Here is a 19640-nt window from a genome sequence, read left to right on the forward strand (position 1 = left end):
GCGCGTCCGCGGGGGTCAGGACTCCTCCGAAGAGGCCTCCTTCTTGTGCTGCAGGGCCTTCTGCAGCCGGGCCACCACGGCCTCGCCGTATCTCCGGTGGCCGTGGACCCGCGGGTCGTCCGTCACGTCGTACCGCTTCACATAGGCGCCGAGGAAGGCCTGCAGCGTGGCCACCGCCGGGATCGCGATCAGCGCGCCGACGGCGCCGAGCAGCGCCGTGCCGGCGATCACCGAGCCGAAGGCCACCGCCGGGTGGATGTCCACCGTCTTCGAGGTCAGCTTCGGCTGGAGCACGTAGTTCTCGAACTGCTGGTAGATCACGACGAAGCCGAGCACCCACAGCGCGTACCAGGGGTTGACGGTGAAGGCGATGAGCATCGGCAGGGCGCCGGCCAGATAGGTGCCGATGGTCGGGATGAACTGCGACACCAGACCGACCCAGACCGCGAGCGCCGGCGCGTACGGCACGTCCAGGATCTCGAAGAGGACGAAGTGGGCGACGCCGGAGACGAGGGCCATGAGGCCGCGCGAGTAGAGGTAGCCGCCGGTCTTGTCGACCGCGATCTCCCAGGCCCGCAGCACCTCGGTCTGCCGGGCGGGCGGCAGGACGGAACAGAGCGCGCGCCGCAGCCGGGGCCCGTCGGCCGCGAAGTAGAACGAGAACAGGAAGATCGTCAGGAGCCGGAACAGGCCGCCGAGGACGGTGGCGGAGACGTCGAGCACGCCGGAGGCGCTGTTCTGCACGTACTTCTGCAGCCAGTCGGAGCTCAGGACGCTGTCCTGGACCTCGACTCTGGACAGGTCCGTGTGGAAGTTCTGGTTGATCCAGTTGATCAGTGAGTCGAGGTACTTGGGGAAGTTCTCGACCATGTCCACGATCTGCCCGGCGAGCATCGAGCCGAGGAGGACGACGAAGCCGACGCTGAAGACCAGGACGGCGAAGAAGACGAGGAAGGTGGCGAGGCCCCGCCGCATCCCGCGCGCCGCCATGCGCCCGACCGCCGGCTCGATGGCGAGGGCGAGGAAGAACGCGAGCAGGATGTTGACGAGGAGTCCGACGAGCTGGTGGAAGGCCCAGCTGCCCAGCAGGAAACAGGAGTAGAGCGCGAGGGCCAGGACGAGCGCGCGCGGCAGCCAGCGGGGCATGCGCGCGGCCTGCCGGGAACCCGCAGGTGGAGCGGTCGGGGCCGGCGGAGCCGTAAGCGCCGGCGACGCGACCGCGACCGTCGGCTCGGCCTGCGACTCGATCGCGGCCTGCGACTCGATCGCGGCCTGTGACTCGATCGCGGCCGTCGGCTCGGTCGAGGTCGTCGGCTCGGTCTGCGGTTTTTTCGGCTCGGTCTCGGGCGTCTTTTCGGTGTCGTCAGTCGGGGCCACCCCGCCAGTCTCGCGCACCGCACGGACATTCCACCCGGGACCCCGCACATCCCTGCTAGTCACCCCATGGTCTACCGGCCGCTCACCGCTTGTCGGCCGGTACGTCGACGGCCGCGCAGACGGCCCGCCAGACGTCCTTGGCCTCCCAGCCGGCGTCCAGGGCGTCCACCACCGTCCGCCCGCCGAGCTCCGTCATCACATGGTCTCGCGCGAAGGAGTCCGCGTAGGACGCACCGAAGTGGTCCGCCATCCGCTCCCAGAAAATCGTCAACCGCATGACGCCAGTATCCCGCTCCCAAGAGTGCAGCCCGCTCCGCAGGCCTTGTCACCGCGACTTTCCGCCCTACGGTCGGAGCATGGCCGAAAAACCCCTCTCCTCGCCGCCCTCCACTCCCCTGGCCCGTGCCGAGCGCTTCGTCTGGCTGACGGCCCGCGTCCTCGAACAGCACCGGTTCGCCTATCACTTCCTGCGCGGTGGCGCGGATCAGGTCGAGACGGCGCTCACGGCGTACCTGAACGCGGACGGCGGCTACGGACACGCGCTCGAACCCGATCTGCGCGGACCGGTCAGCCAGCCCCTCCACACCGCCCACGCGCTGCGGGTCCTCGACTCGATCGGCCGCTGCGGCGGGATGCGCGTGGAGCGGATCTGCCGCTACTTCACCGACATCTCGACGCACGACGGGGCGCTCCCGGCGATCCACCCGTCCCAGCGGGGCTACCCCGCGGCGCCCTTCGTCCCGATCGTCGACGCCCCGCCGAGCGCGCTGCTCGCGACCGGGCCGGTCGTCGGGCTGCTCCACCGCAACCAGGTGTGGCACGCGTGGCTGTTCCGGGCCACCGAGTTCTGCTGGGCCGCCGTGGAGTCGCTGGAGAAGTCCCATCCGTACGAGATCCAGGCCGCCGTCGCCTTCCTGGACGGGGCCCCGGACCGCTCGCGCGCGGAGGCGGCTGCCGACCGGCTCGGGAGGCTGGTGCGGGAGCAGCGGCTCGCCGTCCTGGACCCGGACCGCCAGGAGGAGTACCCGGTTCCGGACGGGTACGCGCCCGGCGAGCACCACTTCCCGCACGACTACGCGCGCGTGCCGCACTCGCTGGCGGCCGGGTGGTTCACGGACGAGGAGATGGCCCGTTCGCTGGACCGGCTCGCGGCCGACCAGGAGGAGGACGGCGGCTGGCCGATCCGCTGGCGGGCCTGGGCCCCGGGATCGGCCCTGGAGTGGCGCCCGATCGTGACGGTCGAGGCGTTGCGCACCCTCCGCGCGCACGGCCGCCCGGTCGACTGACCCGGCCGCGGCCTTCCCGGGCCCGCCCGTCCGTCCGCCTGTCCACCTACCCACCGGCTCGCCCGCTCGCCGCAGCGACCTACCCCAGGCGGGCCTCCGGCGCCTCGCGCAGCAACAAGGCCGCGAGGGCCGTCGCCGTGCCCCTCGGCGTCGTCAGGTCGATGCCGGTCCGCTCGGCGATCCGGGCGAGCCGGTTGTCCACGGTGTTGGGGTGCAGCCCGAGCGCACCGGCCGTGGTGCGCCGGTCCTGCCCGTGGGCGAGGTGGGCGCGAAGGGTGTCGAGGAGCTCCGGGCGGTCGGCGACGGGGTCGAGGAGGGCCGCGATCCGCCGGCCGCTCTTCCCGGGCCGGGACAGGTGGTACTCCAGGAGCACGTCGTCGAGCCGGTGCAGCCCGGGCGGTAGTCCGCACCCGGCGGCGACCCGCAGGACCTCCCCCGCCGTACGGGCCGCTTCCGGCACCTCCTCGGGGCCCTCGGCGGGCACGACGGCGACCCTGAGCGTGGTTCCCGCGGCCCGGGAGAGTCTGCTCGCCAGGTCCTCCGGCGGTTCGGGGGCGCCGGGGACGATCGCCCGCCCCGGCTCCGTACCGATGTCGAGGAGCGCGGGCACCTCCACGCCGAAGGAGTGGTCCAGGGCGGTCTGGACGCGGCGGAGCCGTCTGCGGGCCGCCACGTCCCCCTCGCCGGGATCGGCCACCGGGGCGGGGACGCCCGCTCCGTCGACGCCGACGGCGAGCACGAGGCACGGTCCGTCGATCCCGAAGGGCGCCACCGCGAGCCGGGCCGGGGACAGCGTCCCGTCGAGGAGCCCGCGGAGCAGCGAGCGGCGCTGGGCCCGCCGCTCGGTCTCCAGGGCGGAGCGCTCGTCGAGGTAGGTCTCGGCGACGGCGCCGACGATGCCCTGCTGGGCCTCCAGGAGCAGGTCGGCGAGCTCGACGAGGGCGGCCTCGTCACCGGGCCGCGCGACCTCGCGCAGCGCCTGCCAGAGCACGTACATGCCGAGGGCGTGGCTGCGGAGCAGGAGGTGGAGCGGCATGCCCTCCTCGGCGCGCTGCGCGGCCCGCTCGCGGAACAGCCGCATAGCGCCGCGCTCGCCGGCCTCCGGCGTGAGGGCGCGGCGGAGGAAGAGCCGTACTCCATGGCGGACGGTCGCCGCGATCTCGACGTCCTTCATCTCGTCGGGGAGCCGGTCGTATCCGGGCAGCCGCGCGAAGGAGTCCCTGCTCATCCTGCGGGCCAGTTCGTTGACCCGGGCCTCACAGCGCAGGGCGAGCGCGCGGGCCCCCTCGGAGATCTCCGGCACGACCGTTCCTCCTCGCTCCCGGCAGGCCGACTGTGACGGGTCACAGTACACACCGCGGAAAGCTGTGACGCCGCAGGATGTCGTGCCGCTCGTGACAGGCCGAAACTCGGTTCCCAGGCGTTCCGCCGCACCGCACCGAAGGAGCCGCTGGTATGACCGAGCACAACTCTCGTACGTATATCGACTACGCAGATCGCGTGTGGCGGGGCGAGGAGAGCCTGCTGCCCCACCTCACGGGCGCGTTCACGTCGGAGGAGCTGGTCCCGGTCCGCGACCGGATCGGCTTCTTCCCGGCCTTCGCCAACGTGGCCGCCTTCGATACGGGTGCGGGTCTCGTCCTGGTCGACTCCGGCGACCTCCGCACCGCCGGGCTGCTGCACACGGCGGTGCGCGCCTTCAGCCCGGACCCGGTCCGTGCCGTCGTCTACACGCACGGCCATGTCGACCATGTCTTCGGGGTCGCGCCCTTCGACGCCGAGCCCGTGCGTCCTGAGGTGATCGCCCACGAGGCGGTCGCCGCCCGCTTCGACCGGTACGTGGAGACCTCGGGCTACAACACGTGGATCAACCGGCGCCAGTTCGGCGTGCCGGGCCTGGACTGGCCGACGGAGTACCGCTACCCCGACACGACGTACCGGGACCGGCTGACCCTCCGTCACGGCGATTTGACGTTCGAGCTGTTCCACGCGCGCGGGGAGACGGACGATCACACCTATGTGTGGGTGCCGGAGCTCAAAACCCTCTGCACGGGTGATCTCTTCATCTGGAACTCCCCCAACGCAGGCAACCCGCAGAAGGTGCAGCGCTACCCGGAGGAGTGGGCCCGGGCGCTGCGCGCCATGGGCGAGCTGGGCGCCGAGGTGCTGCTGCCGGGCCACGGCATCCCGATCGTCGGCGCGGACCGGGTGGCGCAGGCCCTGGACGACACGGCGACCCTGCTCGAATCGCTCTGCTCGCAGACCCGCGACCTGATGAACGCGGGGCTGCGGCTCGACGCGGTCATCCACGGGGTGAAGGTCCCCGAGGAGCTGCTCGCGAAGCCGTACCTCCACCCCGCCTACGACGAGCCGGAGTTCGTCGTCCGGAACCTGTGGCGGCTGTGGGGCGGCTGGTACGACCAGAACCCGGCGAACCTGAAGCCGGCTCCGGAGGCCGCGGTCGCCGCCGAGCTGGCCGACGCGGCGGGCGGGGCGCTCGCCCTCGCCGGGCGCGCGGCCCGGCTCCTCGACGAGGGCGACCTGCGGCTGGCCTCGCACCTGGCGGAGACGGCGGCGCTCGCGGCCCCCGAGGACGTCGAGGTGGCCCGGATCCGGGCCCGCGTGTACGAGACGCGGGCCGGCCGCGAGACGTCGACGATGGCGCGCGGGGTGTTCCACTGGGCGGCCGCGGAGTCCGCGGCGGTGGCCGAGGGCACGGACGTGCCGACGGAGCTGACCCGTTCGGCCGCCGGGCGCGAGCGGGCCGCCGGGGCGATCAGCGTGGGTGTGGTCACGGACGAGGACCAGTGCTGCGGATGAGCGGGCCCGCGCGCACCGCCGGTCCGGGGAAGGACAGCAGGCCGGGGAAGGGCGGGACGGGGAAGGCCGGACAGGGGAAGGCCGGACGGGGGAAGGGCGGGACGACGCCGGGCACCCCCTGGGGGACGACCTGGCTGCTGCTCGGCTTCATGCTGGTCAACTTCGCGGACAAGGCCGTCCTCGGGCTCGCCGGGCCGGACATCATGCGCGAGTTCGGCATCTCCCGGCAGGAGTTCGGGGCGTCGCAGGCGGCGTTCTTCGCGCTCTTCTCGGTCTCGGCGCTCGCCGTGTCGGCCCTGACGAAGAAGGTGCGGACCTCGGTCCTGCTGCTCGGGATGGCGCTGCTGTGGTCGGCGGCCCAGCTGCCGATGGTGTGGGCCGCCGCCGGGTTCGGGACGCTGGTCCTCACGCGCGTGCTGCTCGGCGCGGCGGAGGGCCCGGCGGCCCCGGTCGCGGTCCACCACCTGCACGGCTGGTTCGGGCAGCGGGACCGGAACCTCCCGACGGCCGTCCTCATGGTGGGGGCGGCCGCCGGGGTCGCGGTCGCCGCGCCCGTCCTGTCCGCGGTGATCTCGGGGTGGGGCTGGCGCTGGGCCTTCGGCACGGTCGGCGTGATCGGCCTGGTCTGGGCGGTCGTGTGGCGCCGGTACGGCTCCGAGGGGCCGCTCGCGCCGCCGGTCGGCCCGGCCGCGCGGCGCGCCGCCGAAGGGGCGGAGGCCGCGGCGGAGGTGCCGCTGCGCAGGATCCTGCTGAGCGGCACGTTCCTGACGGCGAGCGTGGGGTCGTTCGCCGCGTACTGGCTGATGAGCTCGAAGCTGACCTGGCTGCCGGACTACCTGGAGACGGTCCTCGGCTGGGACGCGCACCGCGCCGGTCTGATGGTGGGCGCGGGAGCCGTCGCCAACGGGGTCGTCCTGCTGGTCCACGGCGTGGTCGCGCAGCGCGCGGCCCGGCGCGGACGGCCCGGCCGCCTGCCCGCGGGCGCGGGCGCGGGGGTGCTGCTCCTGCTCTCCGCCGCCGCGGTGACGGTCTTCGCGACGGCGGGAGCGGACTGGCTGCGGGTGCCGATGATGTTCGGCCCGATGGCCCTCGCGCTGCCGATGATGACCGTGAGCCAGACGGCGGTCGCCCGGATCACCCCGCCCGCGCAGCGCGGGGTGGTGCTCGGCGCCGTGGTGTGTGTCTTCGCCCTGGGCGGGGTCCTGGCGCCGCTGGTCCTCGGCGGGATCGTCGACGCGGGTGCGACGACGGCCCAGGGGTACGAGAACGGCTGGCTGTTCACGGCCGGTCTGCTCGCGGTGGCGGGCGCCCTGACGGCGCTGTTCCTCCGCCCGGAGCGGGACGCGGACCGGCTGGGCGTCCCGGAGACCCCGTCGCTGGGGGTCCTGGTGGCGCACTGAGCGGGTTCCGTACGGGCCCGGGGCTCACCAGCCCAGGGCCCGTGCCCCGGCCGTAACGATGACGGCCGCACCCACGACGACCAGGAAGGGCGCGCGCAGGACGAGCGCGAGGGCGGCGGCCGCGAGTCCTGCGGCCCGGGCGTCCAGGGCCAGCTCGGCGCCCGTGGCGAAGGTCTGCTGCGCGGTGAGCGCGGCCAGCAGGGCGACGGGGAGCAGTGCCGAGAGCCGCTGGACGAGCGGTCGTTCCAGCGCGCCGGCGGGGACGAGCAGGCCGAGGAGCTTGACCAGGTAGCACCCGACGGCGGTCAGGCCGATCGCGATCCACACGTGCATCGAGTTCATGGTGTTCATCGGGGGGCCTTCTCCCGTGCGGCCGGGGGGATGCGGCGGCCCTGGAACCACAGCACCAGGGGCGCGGCGAGCGCGGCCGCGAGGACCGGGACCCCGGCCGGCAGGACGGGGAGCAGGCCGAGGCCGAGCAGGACGGCGATGCCGGCGGTGGCCCGCTCGGTCGCCGACTTCAGCATGGGGGCTAGCAGGGCCAGGAAGACGGCGGGTCCCGCGGCGTCCAGGCCCCAGGCGGCGGTGTCGCCGATCGCCTCGGCGCCGAGCGCCCCGAGGAACGTGGTCAGGTTCCACAGGACGTACAGCGTGAGACCGGTGAGGGTGAAGCCGAGGCGGGCGGCCCGCCGGGACGGCTGGGCGAGCGCGACGGCGGTGGTCTCGTCGATCACCCAGTGCGCGGCGAGCGGCCTGACGGCCTTCGGCAGGGCGAGGAGCTGCGAGAGCCGGAGCCCGTAGAAGGCGTTGCGCGTGCCCAGGAAGAAGGCACCGGCGGCGGCCGTGAAGGGGTTGCCGCCCGCGGCGAGCGCGCCGACGAGCGCGAACTGCGACGCGCCCGTGAAGACGAGCAGGCTGAGCACACAGGTCTGCAGGAGGGTGAGCCCGGCGCCTGCCGAGGTCACGCCGAAGGCGAAGCCGGAGAGTCCGACGGCGATGCCGACGCCGAGGGCGTCGCGGACGACGGCCGCGTCGGGCTTCGCCCGTGGTCCGTCGTCCCGTATGACGGGAGGTGCTGTCTGTTCTGCCACGTCAGGGACGTTACGTACGCGGCGGCCGCCCGGTCTTGTACGTTCTTGCACCGGCCACCGAACCACCGGCCACCGAACCACCGGCCACGGAACCACCGGGCTCGGAACCACCGCGACCGGGCCGAGCGGCGCCGCGCGAGCGCTGGTACGCGCCCGGCGGCACCCCGACGCTCCGCGTGAAGTGCCGGTTGAGGTGCGGCTGGTCGGTGAAGCCGACGGCGACGGCCGCGTCCGCCGGGGGCGTCCCCGCGTCGAGCAGCCGCCTGGCCCGCCGCACGCGCGCGTCGGTGAGCCAGGTGTGCGGCGGCATCCCGTACGCGTCCCGGAAGGCCCGCAGGAGGGCGAAGGGGCTCGTGCCGAGGTCGGTGGCGAGCTGTTCCAGGGTCGGTGGGTCGGCCATCCGCTCCTCCAGGACGGCACGCGCGCGTGCCGCGTTCCGCGCGCCGGCTGAGCGGGGCGGGAGCGGGGTGATCAGCCCGCCGTGACTGCGCAGCATCCGTGCCGTGACGAGCCGGAGCAGGCTGTCCGCGGCGAGCGCGTTGCCCTCCTCCGCGGCCCGGTGGACGCCGACGACGAGCCGTGCGGCGTACGGGTCGTCGATGACGGGCGAGGTGAAGCCGACCGACCCGCGCAGCGCGAGGGTGTCGGCGGCGATCGACCGGACGAGCCCGGCGTCCGGGTAGATCGTGCGGTAGGTCCAGCCCTCGGGCACGCCCGCGTGCCCGGTGTGCGGGGTGTCGGGGTTGACGAGGGCGATCTGCCCGGGCCCGGCGTGGACCAGGTCGTCGCGGTAGTGGAAGGCCTCGACGCCCTCGGTGATCGCGGCGAAGACGAAGGTCTCGTGGGTGTGCCGGGCGAAGGCCTTGTGGATGTAGTGGGCGTGCAGCAGGTCGACCCCGGGCAGCTCGGAGTACTGCCAGTACCGTGCCCGCTCCCCGCTCGCCATGCCTCCATTCTGCGCCACGGGCTCCCGCCGGCGCTCACCCCGCGGCCTGCCCCTCCGCCTTCCCCTGCCTGCCCGGCCACCTCCCCACTGCCCACCCTTCCGCCCTTCCCCCTGCCTGCCCCGCCGCCCTCCCCGGCACCTGGCGCGAGCGGATTTCCCCAGGTCCGGGCGGTTGTCAGTGGGCGGGTGCACGATGGGGGACATGGTCAGGTCCGCGCTCGACTCGTTCTCCCCCGCGACCCGTGGTTGGTTCACCGGGGCCTTCACCGCGCCCACGGCGGCGCAGGAGGGCGCCTGGAAGGCCATCGGCGAGGGCTCCGACGTGCTCGTCGTCGCGCCGACGGGCTCGGGCAAGACGCTGGCCTCCTTCCTCGCCTCCCTGGACCGCCTGGCCTCCGTTCCCCCGCCGGCCGAGGCGAAGAAGCGCTGCCGCGTGCTGTACGTGTCGCCGCTGAAGGCCCTCGCCGTGGACGTCGAGCGGAATCTCCGCTCCCCGCTGACCGGCATCCGCCAGGAGTCCGTCCGGCTGGGGCTGCCCGAGCCGGACATCCGGGTGGGCATCCGTTCCGGCGACACCCCGGCCGCCGAGCGCCGGAGCCTCGCGACCCGGCCGCCGGACATCCTCATCACCACCCCCGAGTCGCTGTTCCTGATGCTGACCTCCGCCGCCCGGGAGGCCCTGTCGGGCGTGGAGACGGTCATCCTCGACGAGGTCCACGCGGTCGCGGGCACCAAGCGCGGCGCGCACCTGGCGCTCTCCCTGGAGCGGCTCGACGAGCTGCTGCCGCGCCCCGCGCGCCGGATCGGCCTGTCGGCGACGGTCCGCCCGGTGGACGAGGTGGCCCGCTATCTGTCCCCCGGCCGCGCGGTGGAGATCGTGCAGCCGCCGTCGGGGAAGGAGTTCGACCTCTCCGTCGTCGTCCCCGTCGAGGACATGGGCGAGCTCGGGGGCTCCCCGGCCTCCGAGGGCAAGGACGGCGGCGACAAGCCGTCGATCTGGCCGCACGTCGAGGAGCGCATCGCCGACCTCGTCCAGTCCCACCGCTCGACGATCGTCTTCGCGAACTCCCGGCGCCTCGCCGAGCGGCTGTGCAACAGGCTCAACGAGATCGCGTACGAGCGGGCCACCGGCGAGCCCCTCCCCGAGGGCGCTCCCCCGGCCGAGGTCATGGCCCAGTCCGGCGCGGCGCAGGGTGCCCCGCCGCTGCTCGCCCGGGCCCACCACGGCTCGGTGTCGAAGGAGCAGCGCGCCCAGGTGGAGGAGGACCTCAAGGCGGGCCGGCTGCCCGCCGTGGTGGCCACTTCCAGCCTGGAGCTGGGCATCGACATGGGCGCGGTCGACCTGGTCGTGCAGGTCGAGTCGCCGCCCTCGGTCGCCTCCGGGCTCCAGCGCGTGGGGCGCGCCGGGCACCAGGTCGGCGCGGTCTCCACGGGCGTGGTCTTCCCCAAGTACCGCGGCGACCTGGTGCAGGCGGCCGTGGTCACGGAGCGGATGCGGTCGGGCTCGATCGAGTCGATGCGGATCCCGGCCAATCCGCTGGACGTGCTGGCGCAGCAGCTGGTCGCGATGGTCGCGCTCGACACCTGGCAGGTGGACGAGCTGCTCGCGGTGGTGCGCCGGGCGGCGCCCTTCTCCTCGCTGCCCGAGTCGGCGTTCACGGGCGTGCTCGACATGCTCGCCGGCCGGTACCCCTCGGACGCCTTCGCCGAACTCCGCCCGCGCGTGGTCTGGGACCGGGTCGCCGGGACGGTGACGGGCCGGCCGGGCGCGCAGCGGCTCGCCGTCACCTCGGGCGGCACGATCCCCGACAGGGGCCTGTTCGGCGTGTTCCTCGCGGGCTCGGACCCGAAGAAGGGCGGGGGCCGGGTCGGCGAGCTCGACGAGGAGATGGTGTACGAGTCGCGGGTCGGCGACGTCTTCACGCTGGGCACCACGTCCTGGCGGATCGTGGACATCACCCGGGACCGCGTGCTCGTCACCCCCGCGCCCGGCGTCCCGGGCAGGCTGCCGTTCTGGAAGGGCGACCAGCTGGGCCGCCCCCTCGAACTGGGGCGCGCGGTGGGAGCGTTCCTCCGGGAGCTCGGCGCCCTCGGGCCGGAGGACGCGCGGCTGCGGCTGATCGCCGCGGGCCTGGACGCCTGGGCCGCGGACAACGTCCTCGCGTACCTCTCCGAGCAGCGCGAGGCCTGTGGTCACGTGCCGGACGACCGGACGATCCTGGTCGAGCGGTTCCGGGACGAGCTCGGGGACTGGCGGGTCGTCATCCACTCCCCGTTCGGCGCGCAGGTGCACGCCCCCTGGGCGCTGGCCCTCGGCGCCCGGCTCGCCGAGCGGTACGGCATGGACGCGCAGGTGATGCACGCGGACGACGGCATCGTGCTGCGCCTCCCGGACGCGGACCTGATGGGCCTGGACATGGGCCTGGACCTCCTCGACCACGAACCGGTCGACCCGGGCCGCCACCTGGACACGACGTACGACGCCGACAAGGCACCCATCGGCGCGGCCGACGCCCTCTTCGACAAGAGCGAGATCGGGCAGATCGTCACCGACCAGGTGGGCGGCTCCGCGCTGTTCGCCTCCCGCTTCCGCGAGTGCGCCGCGCGCGCCCTGCTGCTGCCCAAGCGGAACCCGGGCAAGCGCACCCCGCTCTGGCAGCAGCGGCAGCGCGCGGCCCAGCTGCTCCAGGTGGCGAGCGAGTTCGGCTCCTTCCCGATCGTCCTGGAGGCCGTCCGCGAGTGCCTCCAGGACGTCTTCGACGTCCCCGGCCTGACCGAGCTGATGGGCGACATCGAGGCCCGCCGGGTCCGGCTCGTCGAGGTCACCACCCCCGAGCCCTCCCCCTTCGCCCGCTCGCTGCTCTTCGGCTACGTGGCGCAGTTCCTCTACGAGGGGGACTCCCCGCTCGCCGAGCGGCGGGCGGCCGCGCTCTCGCTCGACTCCCGGCTCCTCGCGGAGCTGCTCGGCCAGGCCGAGCTGCGCGAGCTCCTCGACCCCGAGGTCCTCACCGAGCTGGAGCGGGAGCTCCAGTGGCTCACGGAGGACCGGCGGATCAAGGACGTGGAGGGCGTCGCCGACCTGCTGCGGGTCCTCGGCCCGCTGACCGACGCCGAGCTCGGCGAGCGCGGCGCGGAGGCGGGCTGGGCGCCCGAGCTCGCCCACGCCCGGCGCGCGATCCGGGTCAGGATCGGCGGCGCCGACCACTGGGCGGCGATCGAGGACGCGGGACGGCTCCGTGACGCCCTGGGCACGGCCCTGCCGGTCGGTGTGCCCGAGGCCTTCACCGAGCCGGTCAAGGACCCGCTGGGCGACCTCCTCGCCCGCTTCGCGCGCACCCACGGCCCCTTCACCTCCTCGCAGGCCGCCGCCCGCTTCGGTCTCGGTGCCGCCGTCACCGACGGCGCGCTCCAGCGGCTCGCCGCCGCCGGCCGGGTCGTGCAGGGCGAGTTCCACCCCTCCGGCATCGGCCAGGAATGGTGCGACGCGGCCGTGCTGCGCCGCCTGCGCCGCCGCTCCCTCGCGGCCCTGCGCCACGAGCTGGAGCCGGTTCCCCCGGCCGCGCTCGCCACCTTCCTGCCGCAGTGGCAGCACCTCGGCGGCAGCAGCCTGCGGGGCATCGACGGCCTCGCCCGCGCGATCGAGCAGCTCCAGGGCGCGCCCGTGCCCGCGTCCGCGCTCGAGAAGCTGATCCTGCCGTCCCGCGTCCGGGACTACTCCCCGGCGCTGCTCGACGAGCTGACCACCACCGGCGAGGTCGTCTGGGCCGGTGCCGGATCGCTGCCCGGCAAGGACGGCTGGATCTCCCTCTACCTCGCGGACGCGGCGCCGCTGCTCCTCCCGCCGCCGCACCCGCTGGAGCTGTCCGCCCTGCACGAGTCGGTGCTCACGATCCTTTCCGGCGGGTACGGGCTGTTCTTCCGCCAGATCGCCGACCAGGTCCGGGCCACCACCCACCCGGACGCCACCGACCCGCAGCTCGCCGACGCCCTCTGGGACCTGGCCTGGTCGGGCCGGCTGACCAACGACACCCTGGCGCCGCTGCGCTCGCTCCTCGGCTCGGGCCGGACGGCCGGGGCGACCGCCCACCGCGCGCGCCGCACGGTCCCGCGCGGCCGGTACGGCACGCTGACCGCCGCCGCCCGCCCGGCCTCCCGCACGGGCCCGCCCACGGTCTCCGGCCGCTGGTCGCTGCTGCCCGCGCTCGAACCGGAGCCGACCCACCGGGCGCACGCCCTCGCCCGCACGCTCCTCGACCGGCACGGCGTGGTCACCCGGGGCGCGGTGGCGGCCGAGGGTGTGGAGGGCGGTTTCTCGGCCACGTACCGCATCCTGTCCGCCTTCGAGGACAGCGGTCAGGCCAGGCGCGGCTATGTGGTGGAGGGCCTCGGTGCGGCCCAGTTCGCGATGGACGGGGCCGTGGACCGGCTGCGGGCGGCGGCGACGGCCCGCGACCGGGGCGCGGAGGCCGCGGCCGGCCCGCGCGCGCTGGTCCTCGCGGCGGCCGACCCGGCGAACGCGTACGGGGCGGCCCTGTCCTGGCCCGAGTCGCCGACCGGCGCCGGACACAAGCCCGGCCGCAAGGCGGGCGCGATGGTGGTGCTCGTCGACGGCGAGCTCACGCTCTACATGGAGCGGGGCGGCAAGACGCTCCTGTCGTGGCCGTCCGAGCAGGACGACCCCGCGCTGACAGCGGCGGCCGAGGCCCTGGCCGCGTCGGCGCGGGCGGGCTCGCTGGGCACGGTCACGGTGGAGCGGATCAACGGCGCCACGGCCCTGACCTCCCCCCTCGCCCGCCCCCTGGAGGCGGCGGGCTTCCTCGCCACCCCGAGAGGCCTCCGCATCCGCGCCTGAGCGCCCCGGCAACCGGTCCGGGAGAAACCCACCCGGCATCATGGAACCGTGCCCGAAGGAGACACGATCTGGCAGGTCGCGAAGAACCTGCACACCGCGCTGGCAGGCCGCGTCCTGACCCGCTCGGACCTGCGCGTGCCCACATTCGCCACCGCCGACCTCACCGGCCGCACCCTCCTGGACGTGACCCCGCGCGGCAAGCACCTCCTCGCCCGGATCGAGGGCGGCCTCACGCTCCACTCCCATCTGCGGATGGACGGCGCCTGGCGGGTGTACGCCACCGGGGAGCGCCCGCGCGGCGGCCCCGACCACCAGATCCGGGCGATCCTGGGAAACGCCGAGTCCACCGCGTACGGCTACCGGCTCCCGGTCCTGGAGCTGATCCGCACCGCCGAGGAGGCCCGCGCGGTCGGCCACCTCGGCCCGGACCTGCTGGGCCCGGACTGGGACCCGGAAGAGGCCGTACGACGCCTCCTCGCCGACCCGGACCGCCCTCTCGGCGAGGCGCTGCTCGACCAGCGCAATCTGGCCGGGATCGGCAACGTGTACAAGTCGGAGCTGGCGTTCCTGGCCGCCGTCACCCCGTGGCTCCCGGTGGGCGCTCTCGATCCCGACGTCCCCGCCCGCCTCGTGGCCACCGCCCACCGCCTCCTGGAGGCGAACAAGGACCGCCCCGACCGGCGCACCACCACCACGCGCCGCCCCGGCACCCCGCTCCACGTCTACGGCCGCGAGGGGAAGCCCTGTCTGCGCTGCGGCGCCCGGATCCGGAAGGCGGAACTGGGCGAGCGGATCACGTACTGGTGCCCTGACTGCCAACACGGCCCCACCAATTGACGATCCGTCAAATCCGGTCGTACGGTCCGGACATGACCCTCTCGGCGTACGACCTCACCGGCCGCACCGCGTTCGTCACCGGTGCGGCGAGCGGCATCGGCCGCGCCACCGCACTGCTCCTCGCCCAGGCGGGCGCGACCGTGCACTGCGCGGACCGCGACGAGCACGGCCTCAAGGAGACGGCGGCCCTCGTCACCGCCGAGGGAGGAGCGGCGCACACGCACACCCTGGACGTCACCGACAGGGCGGCGCTGGCCGCGGCCGTCCGCTCCGCGGGCCCTCTCCACGTCATGGCGGCCGTCGCGGGGATCATGCACACGAGCACCGTCCTGGAGACCCGCGACGAGGACCTCGACCGCGTCCTCGCCGTGAACTTCAAGGGCGTCCTGTACGCCTGCCAGGAAGCGGCGCGCTCGATGATCGCCTCCGGCACGCCCGGCTCGATCGTCACGATGGCCTCGGGCGCGATGGACACGGCGAGCCCGGGACTGCTCTGTTACAGCGTCACCAAGGCGGCCGTCGTCCAGCTGACGAAGACCCTGGCGGTGGAGGCCGGCGCGTACGGCATCCGGGTCAACGCGGTCGCCCCGGGCTGGATCCGCACCCCCATGACGGACCGCCACGAGCCGGCCGCCCAGGAGCAGGCGGAGGCGGCGATGGTCCGTCACTCACCGCTCGGCCGGGTCGGCGAGGCGGAGGACATCGCACACGCGGTCCTCCATCTCGCCTCGGACGCCTCGTCGTTCACGACGGGCCAGATCCTGCGCCCCAACGGCGGCGTCGCGATGCCTTGGTGACCCCGGCCCCGACGCCGCCTCCCGCACGGCCGAGGCCCGGCCGCCGCACCGAGGCCGCCACGTGCACCGGAAGCAGGCTCAGCCCCCAACCACCCGCGGCCACCGCCCCCTCGACGGTCCCGGCATCCCCCGGCACGAGGAGCAGCCGCAGCACCGCCCACCACCACAGCCCCCCGGCCACCAGCCCGACCGCGACCAGCGCGAGCGTCACCGGCGGAACACGTCGCCGTACCATGGCCGCCTCCTGAGGTCGACGCTAGACCGGCCGTATCACCCGGCGGGAGGGCGCACCGGGGTCAACCCCGGCGCACGGGCGCACATCGCCGCGTCACACACCGCGGCTCTCAGGCACTCTCCGCCTGGAACATCCACGCATGCTTCTCCAGATCGCCCGTCAAGGCGATCAGGACGTCCTGGCTCACGGGGTCGGCCTCGCCGGTCGCCTCGATCCGCTCGCGCATCCGCAGTACGACCGCACCGAGCGCGTCCACCAGCAGGCGCACCCCGTCCACGTCCTTGATCCACCCGTCGGGCAGCTCCACGATCGGCCCGGCCGCCGCCACCGTCGCCGCACGCCCGTCCGGGGTCCAGCCGATGGCCGTCGCCCGCTCGGCCACGATGTCGGAGTGCGTCCGCGCGGTGGCGACGACCTCGTCGAGCTGGAGATGGACCGAGCGGAAACGCGGTCCGATGACGTTCCAGTGCACCTGCTTCGCCAGCAGGGAGAGATTGATCAGGTCGACGAGGGCACCCTGCAAGGAGGTGCCGACCGTCTTGAGGTCGACACCGGACAGCGTGCTCTTCACCACGGACATGTAAGGACTCCCACCAGTCGTACGTCCTCTCACCATGCATGAATGCCCCCAATCGGGCATCTCGTGAAAGTCCCTACCGAACTGCCGAAAGTCCTTGCCTCAGGGGCAAGGCATCACACCGCGCAACGACGAAAGCCCCGCCCGGCACCCCACAGGGCACCACGCGGGGCTTTCGCCCACTGATACTCAGGTCGACTCAGGCAGCGACGACATCCACCGCTTCCGCGGGCGCCTTGATGGTCACCCGCCCGGTGGACACACCTGCCACCGACGTCACCGACACCGAATTGAGCATCGGGCGCACCGGCGTCGGCACCGGTTCGCTCGCCGCTGCCGACTCGGCCAGTTCGGCCAGGGACAGCTCGTCGCTCACTTCACGCATGAGCTCGGACATCCGTACGTCCAGCGCGTCGCAGATCGCGGAGAGCAGCTCGGAGGAAGCCTCCTTCTGCCCCCGCTCCACCTCGGAGAGATAGCCGAGCGAGACTCGGGCGGACGAGGAGACTTCGCGCAGAGTACGGCCTTGGCGCTGGCGCTGCCGACGCAGCACGTCACCCAACAGGCGACGGAGCAGAATCATCGGTGGCTCCCTCCTCGGACCGCGTAGCCGCATCCTTCACGCCCCACCGTACCGCCTCGCGCTGCGGCCGTGCGGGGAGCGATGTCGTGTTCACTCAGGGCTGCAAACATCAATTCCCCCCGTTGTGTTCCGTATCCTGTGCCCGCGCATTTCCCGAGAGTTCCTCATCGAGCAGTGCCAACACGCTCCGTACACTCTCTCTACGGATTTCCGCACGGTCGCCGTTCAACCTCAACGAGACCACTTTCCCGGCTCCGGCGCCCGCTCCGGGCGGCCCCGCGACGGCCACGTAGACGGTTCCGACCGCCTGCCCGTCCTGCGGTTCGGGCCCCGCGACCCCGGTCGTGGAGATCCCCCAGTCGGCGCCGAGCCGGGCCCGCGCACCGGCCGCCATCTGCAGCGCGACCTCGGGATCCACCGCGCCGCGCTCCGCGAGGAGGGCCCGGTCGACGCCCAGCAGTTCGTGCTTGAGGGCCGTGGCGTAGGCCGTGACCGACCCCCGGAAGACGGCCGAGGCTCCGGGTACCCCGGTGAGCTCCGCGGCCACCAGACCACCCGTGAGCGACTCCGCGGCGGCCAGCGTGTGACCACGCTCCGCGAGCAGTGCCAGCACCCGGGCGGCCTCGGTCATCGCGTCGCCGCCTCCGACCGCTCGGCCGCCCGCTCCTCCGCGAGGCCCTCGCGGCGCAGGACGATCGCCTGGCGCACGTAGTCCAGACCGGTGACGACCGTCAGCACGACGGCCACCGCCATCACCCAGAAGCGCAGGGTGGCCAGCGGGCCGGTGAGCACGAGGACGTACATGCCGACCGCCGTGCCCTGCGCGAGCGTCTTCATCTTGCCGCCGCGGCTCGCCGGGATGACCCCGTGCCGGATCACCCAGAACCGCATCAGCGTGATGCCCAGCTCGCGGGCCAGGATGACCCCGGTCACCCACCAGGGCAGGTCGCCGAGCAGGGAGAGGCTGATCAGTCCGGCGGCCATGATCGCCTTGTCGGCGATCGGGTCGGCGATCTTCCCGAAGTCGGTGACCAGGTTGTACGTACGGGCCAGGTGCCCGTCGAAGACGTCCGTGATCATGGCCACCGCGAACGCCGCCCACGCCCAGGCGCGCATGGCGGGGTCGTGCCCGCCGTCCTGGAACAGCAGGATCACGAAGCCCGGCACGAGCACGAGCCGGATCATGGTGAGGATGTTGGCGATGTTCCACAGGCTGGCCTGATTGACGGCCGCAGCGCCCAGCTTGCCGCGGGGCGCCGGCCTACCGGTCCCGCCCGTCGCGGATGCCGGGACTCCGGTCATCTGGCTGCCTCCTCGAAAAGACACTCGGCCACCAGGTCGACGCCCTCCGTGCCGACGACCTTCGCCCTGACCATACGGCCCGGAGCCAGGTCGGGGCTCGTACCGTCGGCCGTGGTGAGGACCACCTGGCCGTCGGTCTCGGGCGCCTGGTGGGCGGCGCGGCCGATCCAGCCGTCCTCCTCGTCGACGGACTCGACGAGTACTTCCAGGGTCTCTCCGATCCGCTCCTCCGCGCGCTGCGCGGTGAGCTCCTCGGCGAGCCGGGAGAGGTGGGCGAGCCGCTCGTCGACGACGTCCTGGTCGAGCTTGTGCTCGTACGTGGCGGCCTCGGTGCCGTCCTCGTCGGAGTAGCCGAAGACGCCGACGGCGTCGAGCCGCGCGTGGGTGACGAAGCGTTCCAGCTCGGCGAAGTCCGCCTCGGTCTCGCCGGGGAAGCCGACGATGAAGTTGGAGCGGGCACCGGCCGTCGGGGCCTTGGACCGGATGGTCTCCAGGAGCTCCAGGAAGCGGTCGGTGTCGCCGAAGCGGCGCATGGCCCGCAGCACGTCCGGGGCGCTGTGCTGGAAGGACAGGTCGAAGTAGGGCGCGACCTTCTCGGTCGAGGTGAGGACGTCGATGAGGCCGGGGCGCATCTCGGCGGGCTGGAGGTAGCTGACCCGGACGCGCTCGATGCCGTCGACGGCGGCGAGCTCGGGCAGCAGGCTCTCCAGGAGCCGGATGTCGCCGAGGTCCTTGCCGTACGAGGTGTTGTTCTCGGAGACCAGCATGACCTCCTTCACGCCCTGCTCGGCGAGCCAGCGCGTCTCGTTCAGCACGTCCGAGGGACGGCGCGAGACGAAGGAGCCCCGGAAGGACGGGATGGCGCAGAAGGAGCAGCGGCGGTCGCAGCCGGAGGCCAGCTTCACCGAGGCGACGGGGCTGGTGTCCAGGCGGCGGCGGAGCGGCGCGCGCGGCCCGGAGGCGGGCGCGAGTCCCTCGGGCAGGTCGGCCGGCACGGCCTCGGGGGCCTCGACGGTGCCGTGCCCCGGGAGGGCCACGGCCGCGGCGGCCTCCTGGCGCTCCACGGGCGACAGCGGCAGCAGCTTGCGCCGGTCACGCGGGGTGTGGGCCTCGACGCTGCCACCGTTGAGGATGGTCTGGAGGCGGTTGGAGATGTCGGCGTAGTCGTCGAAGCCCAGGACGCCGTCGGCCTCCGGGAGGGCCTCGGCGAGCTCCTTGCCGTACCGCTCGGCCATGCAGCCGACCGCGACGACGGCCTGGGTCTTGCCGTGATCCTTCAGATCATTGGCTTCGAGGAGGGCGTCGACGGAGTCCTTCTTGGCGGCTTCGACGAATCCGCAGGTGTTGACGACGGCGACGTCCGCTTCTTCGGCGTTCTCGACGAGCTCCCAGCCGTCCGCTGCCAAGCGGCCTGCGAGCTCCTCCGAGTCCACCTCGTTACGGGCGCAGCCAAGAGTGACAAGGGCGACGGTACGGCGTTCGGGCATGGGCTCAAGACTACTTCGTCCCGGCCGTTCCCCCGTCGCGCAGGGTTCAC

18 protein-coding genes are annotated in these 19640 nt (G+C 73.6%); 6 read left to right on the plus strand and 12 right to left on the minus strand.

Features of this window, described 5'->3' with window-relative positions; genetic code table 11:
- Window positions 1-15 precede the first annotated feature (15 nt).
- Window positions 16-1146, minus strand: a complete 1131-nt coding sequence (locus tag ASC82_RS17480) for an AI-2E family transporter (RefSeq protein WP_056648683.1) — start codon at window positions 1144-1146, stop codon at window positions 16-18.
- A gap of 313 nt (window positions 1147-1459) precedes the next feature.
- Entirely contained in the window at window positions 1460-1654 is a 195-nt protein-coding gene (locus ASC82_RS17485; protein WP_024759355.1) for a DUF3046 domain-containing protein, read from the minus strand.
- A gap of 79 nt (window positions 1655-1733) precedes the next feature.
- On the opposite strand from ASC82_RS17485, the gene ASC82_RS17490 reads away from it, so the two are divergent.
- The gene (locus ASC82_RS17490) at window positions 1734-2663 is read left to right on the plus strand and encodes a hypothetical protein (RefSeq protein ID WP_056648457.1); all 930 of its coding nucleotides are present in this window, start codon (window positions 1734-1736) and stop codon (window positions 2661-2663) included.
- Window positions 2664-2742: 79 nt separating this feature from the next.
- Here ASC82_RS17490 and ASC82_RS17495 read toward each other — a convergent pair whose 3' ends face one another.
- A complete protein-coding gene (locus ASC82_RS17495) occupies window positions 2743-3966 on the minus strand; it encodes a helix-turn-helix domain-containing protein (RefSeq protein WP_056648459.1) in 1224 nt (407 codons plus the stop codon).
- A gap of 152 nt (window positions 3967-4118) precedes the next feature.
- Here ASC82_RS17495 and ASC82_RS17500 point away from each other — a divergent pair, with 152 nt between their 5' ends.
- Together ASC82_RS17500 and ASC82_RS17505 are read left to right on the plus strand one after the other, a co-directional pair.
- A complete protein-coding gene (locus ASC82_RS17500) occupies window positions 4119-5483 on the plus strand; it encodes an alkyl sulfatase dimerization domain-containing protein (protein WP_056648461.1) in 1365 nt (454 codons plus the stop codon).
- The gene (locus ASC82_RS17505) at window positions 5480-6883 is read left to right on the plus strand and encodes an MFS transporter (RefSeq protein ID WP_157863470.1); all 1404 of its coding nucleotides are present in this window, start codon (window positions 5480-5482) and stop codon (window positions 6881-6883) included. The genes ASC82_RS17500 and ASC82_RS17505 overlap by 4 nt, the downstream gene beginning before the upstream one ends.
- Before the next feature lie 24 nt (window positions 6884-6907).
- Here the strand turns inward: ASC82_RS17505 and ASC82_RS17510 are convergent, their stop codons facing one another.
- From ASC82_RS17510 to ASC82_RS17520, 3 genes are read right to left on the minus strand one after another with little or no spacing between them, the layout of a single operon-like run.
- On the minus strand, window positions 6908-7216 hold the full coding sequence (locus tag ASC82_RS17510) for an AzlD domain-containing protein (RefSeq protein WP_056648685.1): 309 nt from the start codon (window positions 7214-7216) through the stop codon (window positions 6908-6910).
- Between the two features lie 14 nt (window positions 7217-7230).
- A complete protein-coding gene (locus ASC82_RS17515) occupies window positions 7231-7974 on the minus strand; it encodes an AzlC family ABC transporter permease (RefSeq protein ID WP_024759509.1) in 744 nt (247 codons plus the stop codon).
- 10 nt (window positions 7975-7984) lie between these two features.
- Window positions 7985-8920 (minus strand): AraC family transcriptional regulator, encoded by a 936-nt coding sequence (locus ASC82_RS17520; RefSeq protein WP_056648465.1) that lies wholly within the window; start codon window positions 8918-8920, stop codon window positions 7985-7987.
- Between the two features lie 202 nt (window positions 8921-9122).
- Between ASC82_RS17520 and ASC82_RS17525 the strand changes: the two genes are divergently transcribed.
- Genes ASC82_RS17525 through ASC82_RS17535 form a run of 3 tightly spaced genes read left to right on the plus strand, consistent with a single transcriptional unit; the run spans window position 9123 to window position 15406 of the window.
- Complete coding sequence (locus ASC82_RS17525; protein ID WP_056648466.1) at window positions 9123-13772, plus strand: DEAD/DEAH box helicase; 4650 nt, start codon at window positions 9123-9125, stop codon at window positions 13770-13772.
- Between the two features lie 48 nt (window positions 13773-13820).
- The gene (locus ASC82_RS17530; RefSeq protein WP_056648468.1) at window positions 13821-14609 is read left to right on the plus strand and encodes a DNA-formamidopyrimidine glycosylase family protein; all 789 of its coding nucleotides are present in this window, start codon (window positions 13821-13823) and stop codon (window positions 14607-14609) included.
- Between the two features lie 32 nt (window positions 14610-14641).
- The gene (locus ASC82_RS17535) at window positions 14642-15406 is read left to right on the plus strand and encodes an SDR family NAD(P)-dependent oxidoreductase (RefSeq protein WP_056648470.1); all 765 of its coding nucleotides are present in this window, start codon (window positions 14642-14644) and stop codon (window positions 15404-15406) included.
- On the opposite strand, the gene ASC82_RS31150 is transcribed toward ASC82_RS17535, so the two are convergent.
- From ASC82_RS31150 to rimO, 6 genes are all read right to left on the minus strand, one after another.
- The gene (locus ASC82_RS31150; RefSeq protein WP_079039315.1) at window positions 15354-15641 is read right to left on the minus strand and encodes a hypothetical protein; all 288 of its coding nucleotides are present in this window, start codon (window positions 15639-15641) and stop codon (window positions 15354-15356) included. The genes ASC82_RS17535 and ASC82_RS31150 overlap by 53 nt on opposite strands.
- A 109-nt stretch (window positions 15642-15750) precedes the next feature.
- Entirely contained in the window at window positions 15751-16221 is a 471-nt protein-coding gene (locus ASC82_RS17540; RefSeq protein WP_056648473.1) for a DNA starvation/stationary phase protection protein, read from the minus strand.
- A 196-nt stretch (window positions 16222-16417) separates the two neighbouring features.
- A complete protein-coding gene (locus tag ASC82_RS17545; RefSeq protein ID WP_056648474.1) occupies window positions 16418-16801 on the minus strand; it encodes a helix-turn-helix transcriptional regulator in 384 nt (127 codons plus the stop codon).
- Window positions 16802-16910: 109 nt separating this feature from the next.
- On the minus strand, window positions 16911-17432 hold the full coding sequence (locus ASC82_RS17550; protein WP_056648477.1) for a CinA family protein: 522 nt from the start codon (window positions 17430-17432) through the stop codon (window positions 16911-16913).
- The gene (gene pgsA, locus ASC82_RS17555; RefSeq protein ID WP_056648480.1) at window positions 17429-18103 is read right to left on the minus strand and encodes a CDP-diacylglycerol--glycerol-3-phosphate 3-phosphatidyltransferase; all 675 of its coding nucleotides are present in this window, start codon (window positions 18101-18103) and stop codon (window positions 17429-17431) included. Before pgsA ends, ASC82_RS17550 begins: the two co-directional genes overlap by 4 nt.
- Complete coding sequence (gene rimO / locus ASC82_RS17560) at window positions 18100-19590, minus strand: 30S ribosomal protein S12 methylthiotransferase RimO (protein ID WP_056648483.1); 1491 nt, start codon at window positions 19588-19590, stop codon at window positions 18100-18102. Before rimO ends, pgsA begins: the two co-directional genes overlap by 4 nt.
- Window positions 19591-19640: the final 50 nt, after the last annotated feature.

This window comes from Streptomyces sp. Root431, assembly GCF_001426585.1.
Taxonomy (GTDB): Bacteria; Actinomycetota; Actinomycetes; order Streptomycetales; family Streptomycetaceae; genus Streptomyces; species Streptomyces stackebrandtii.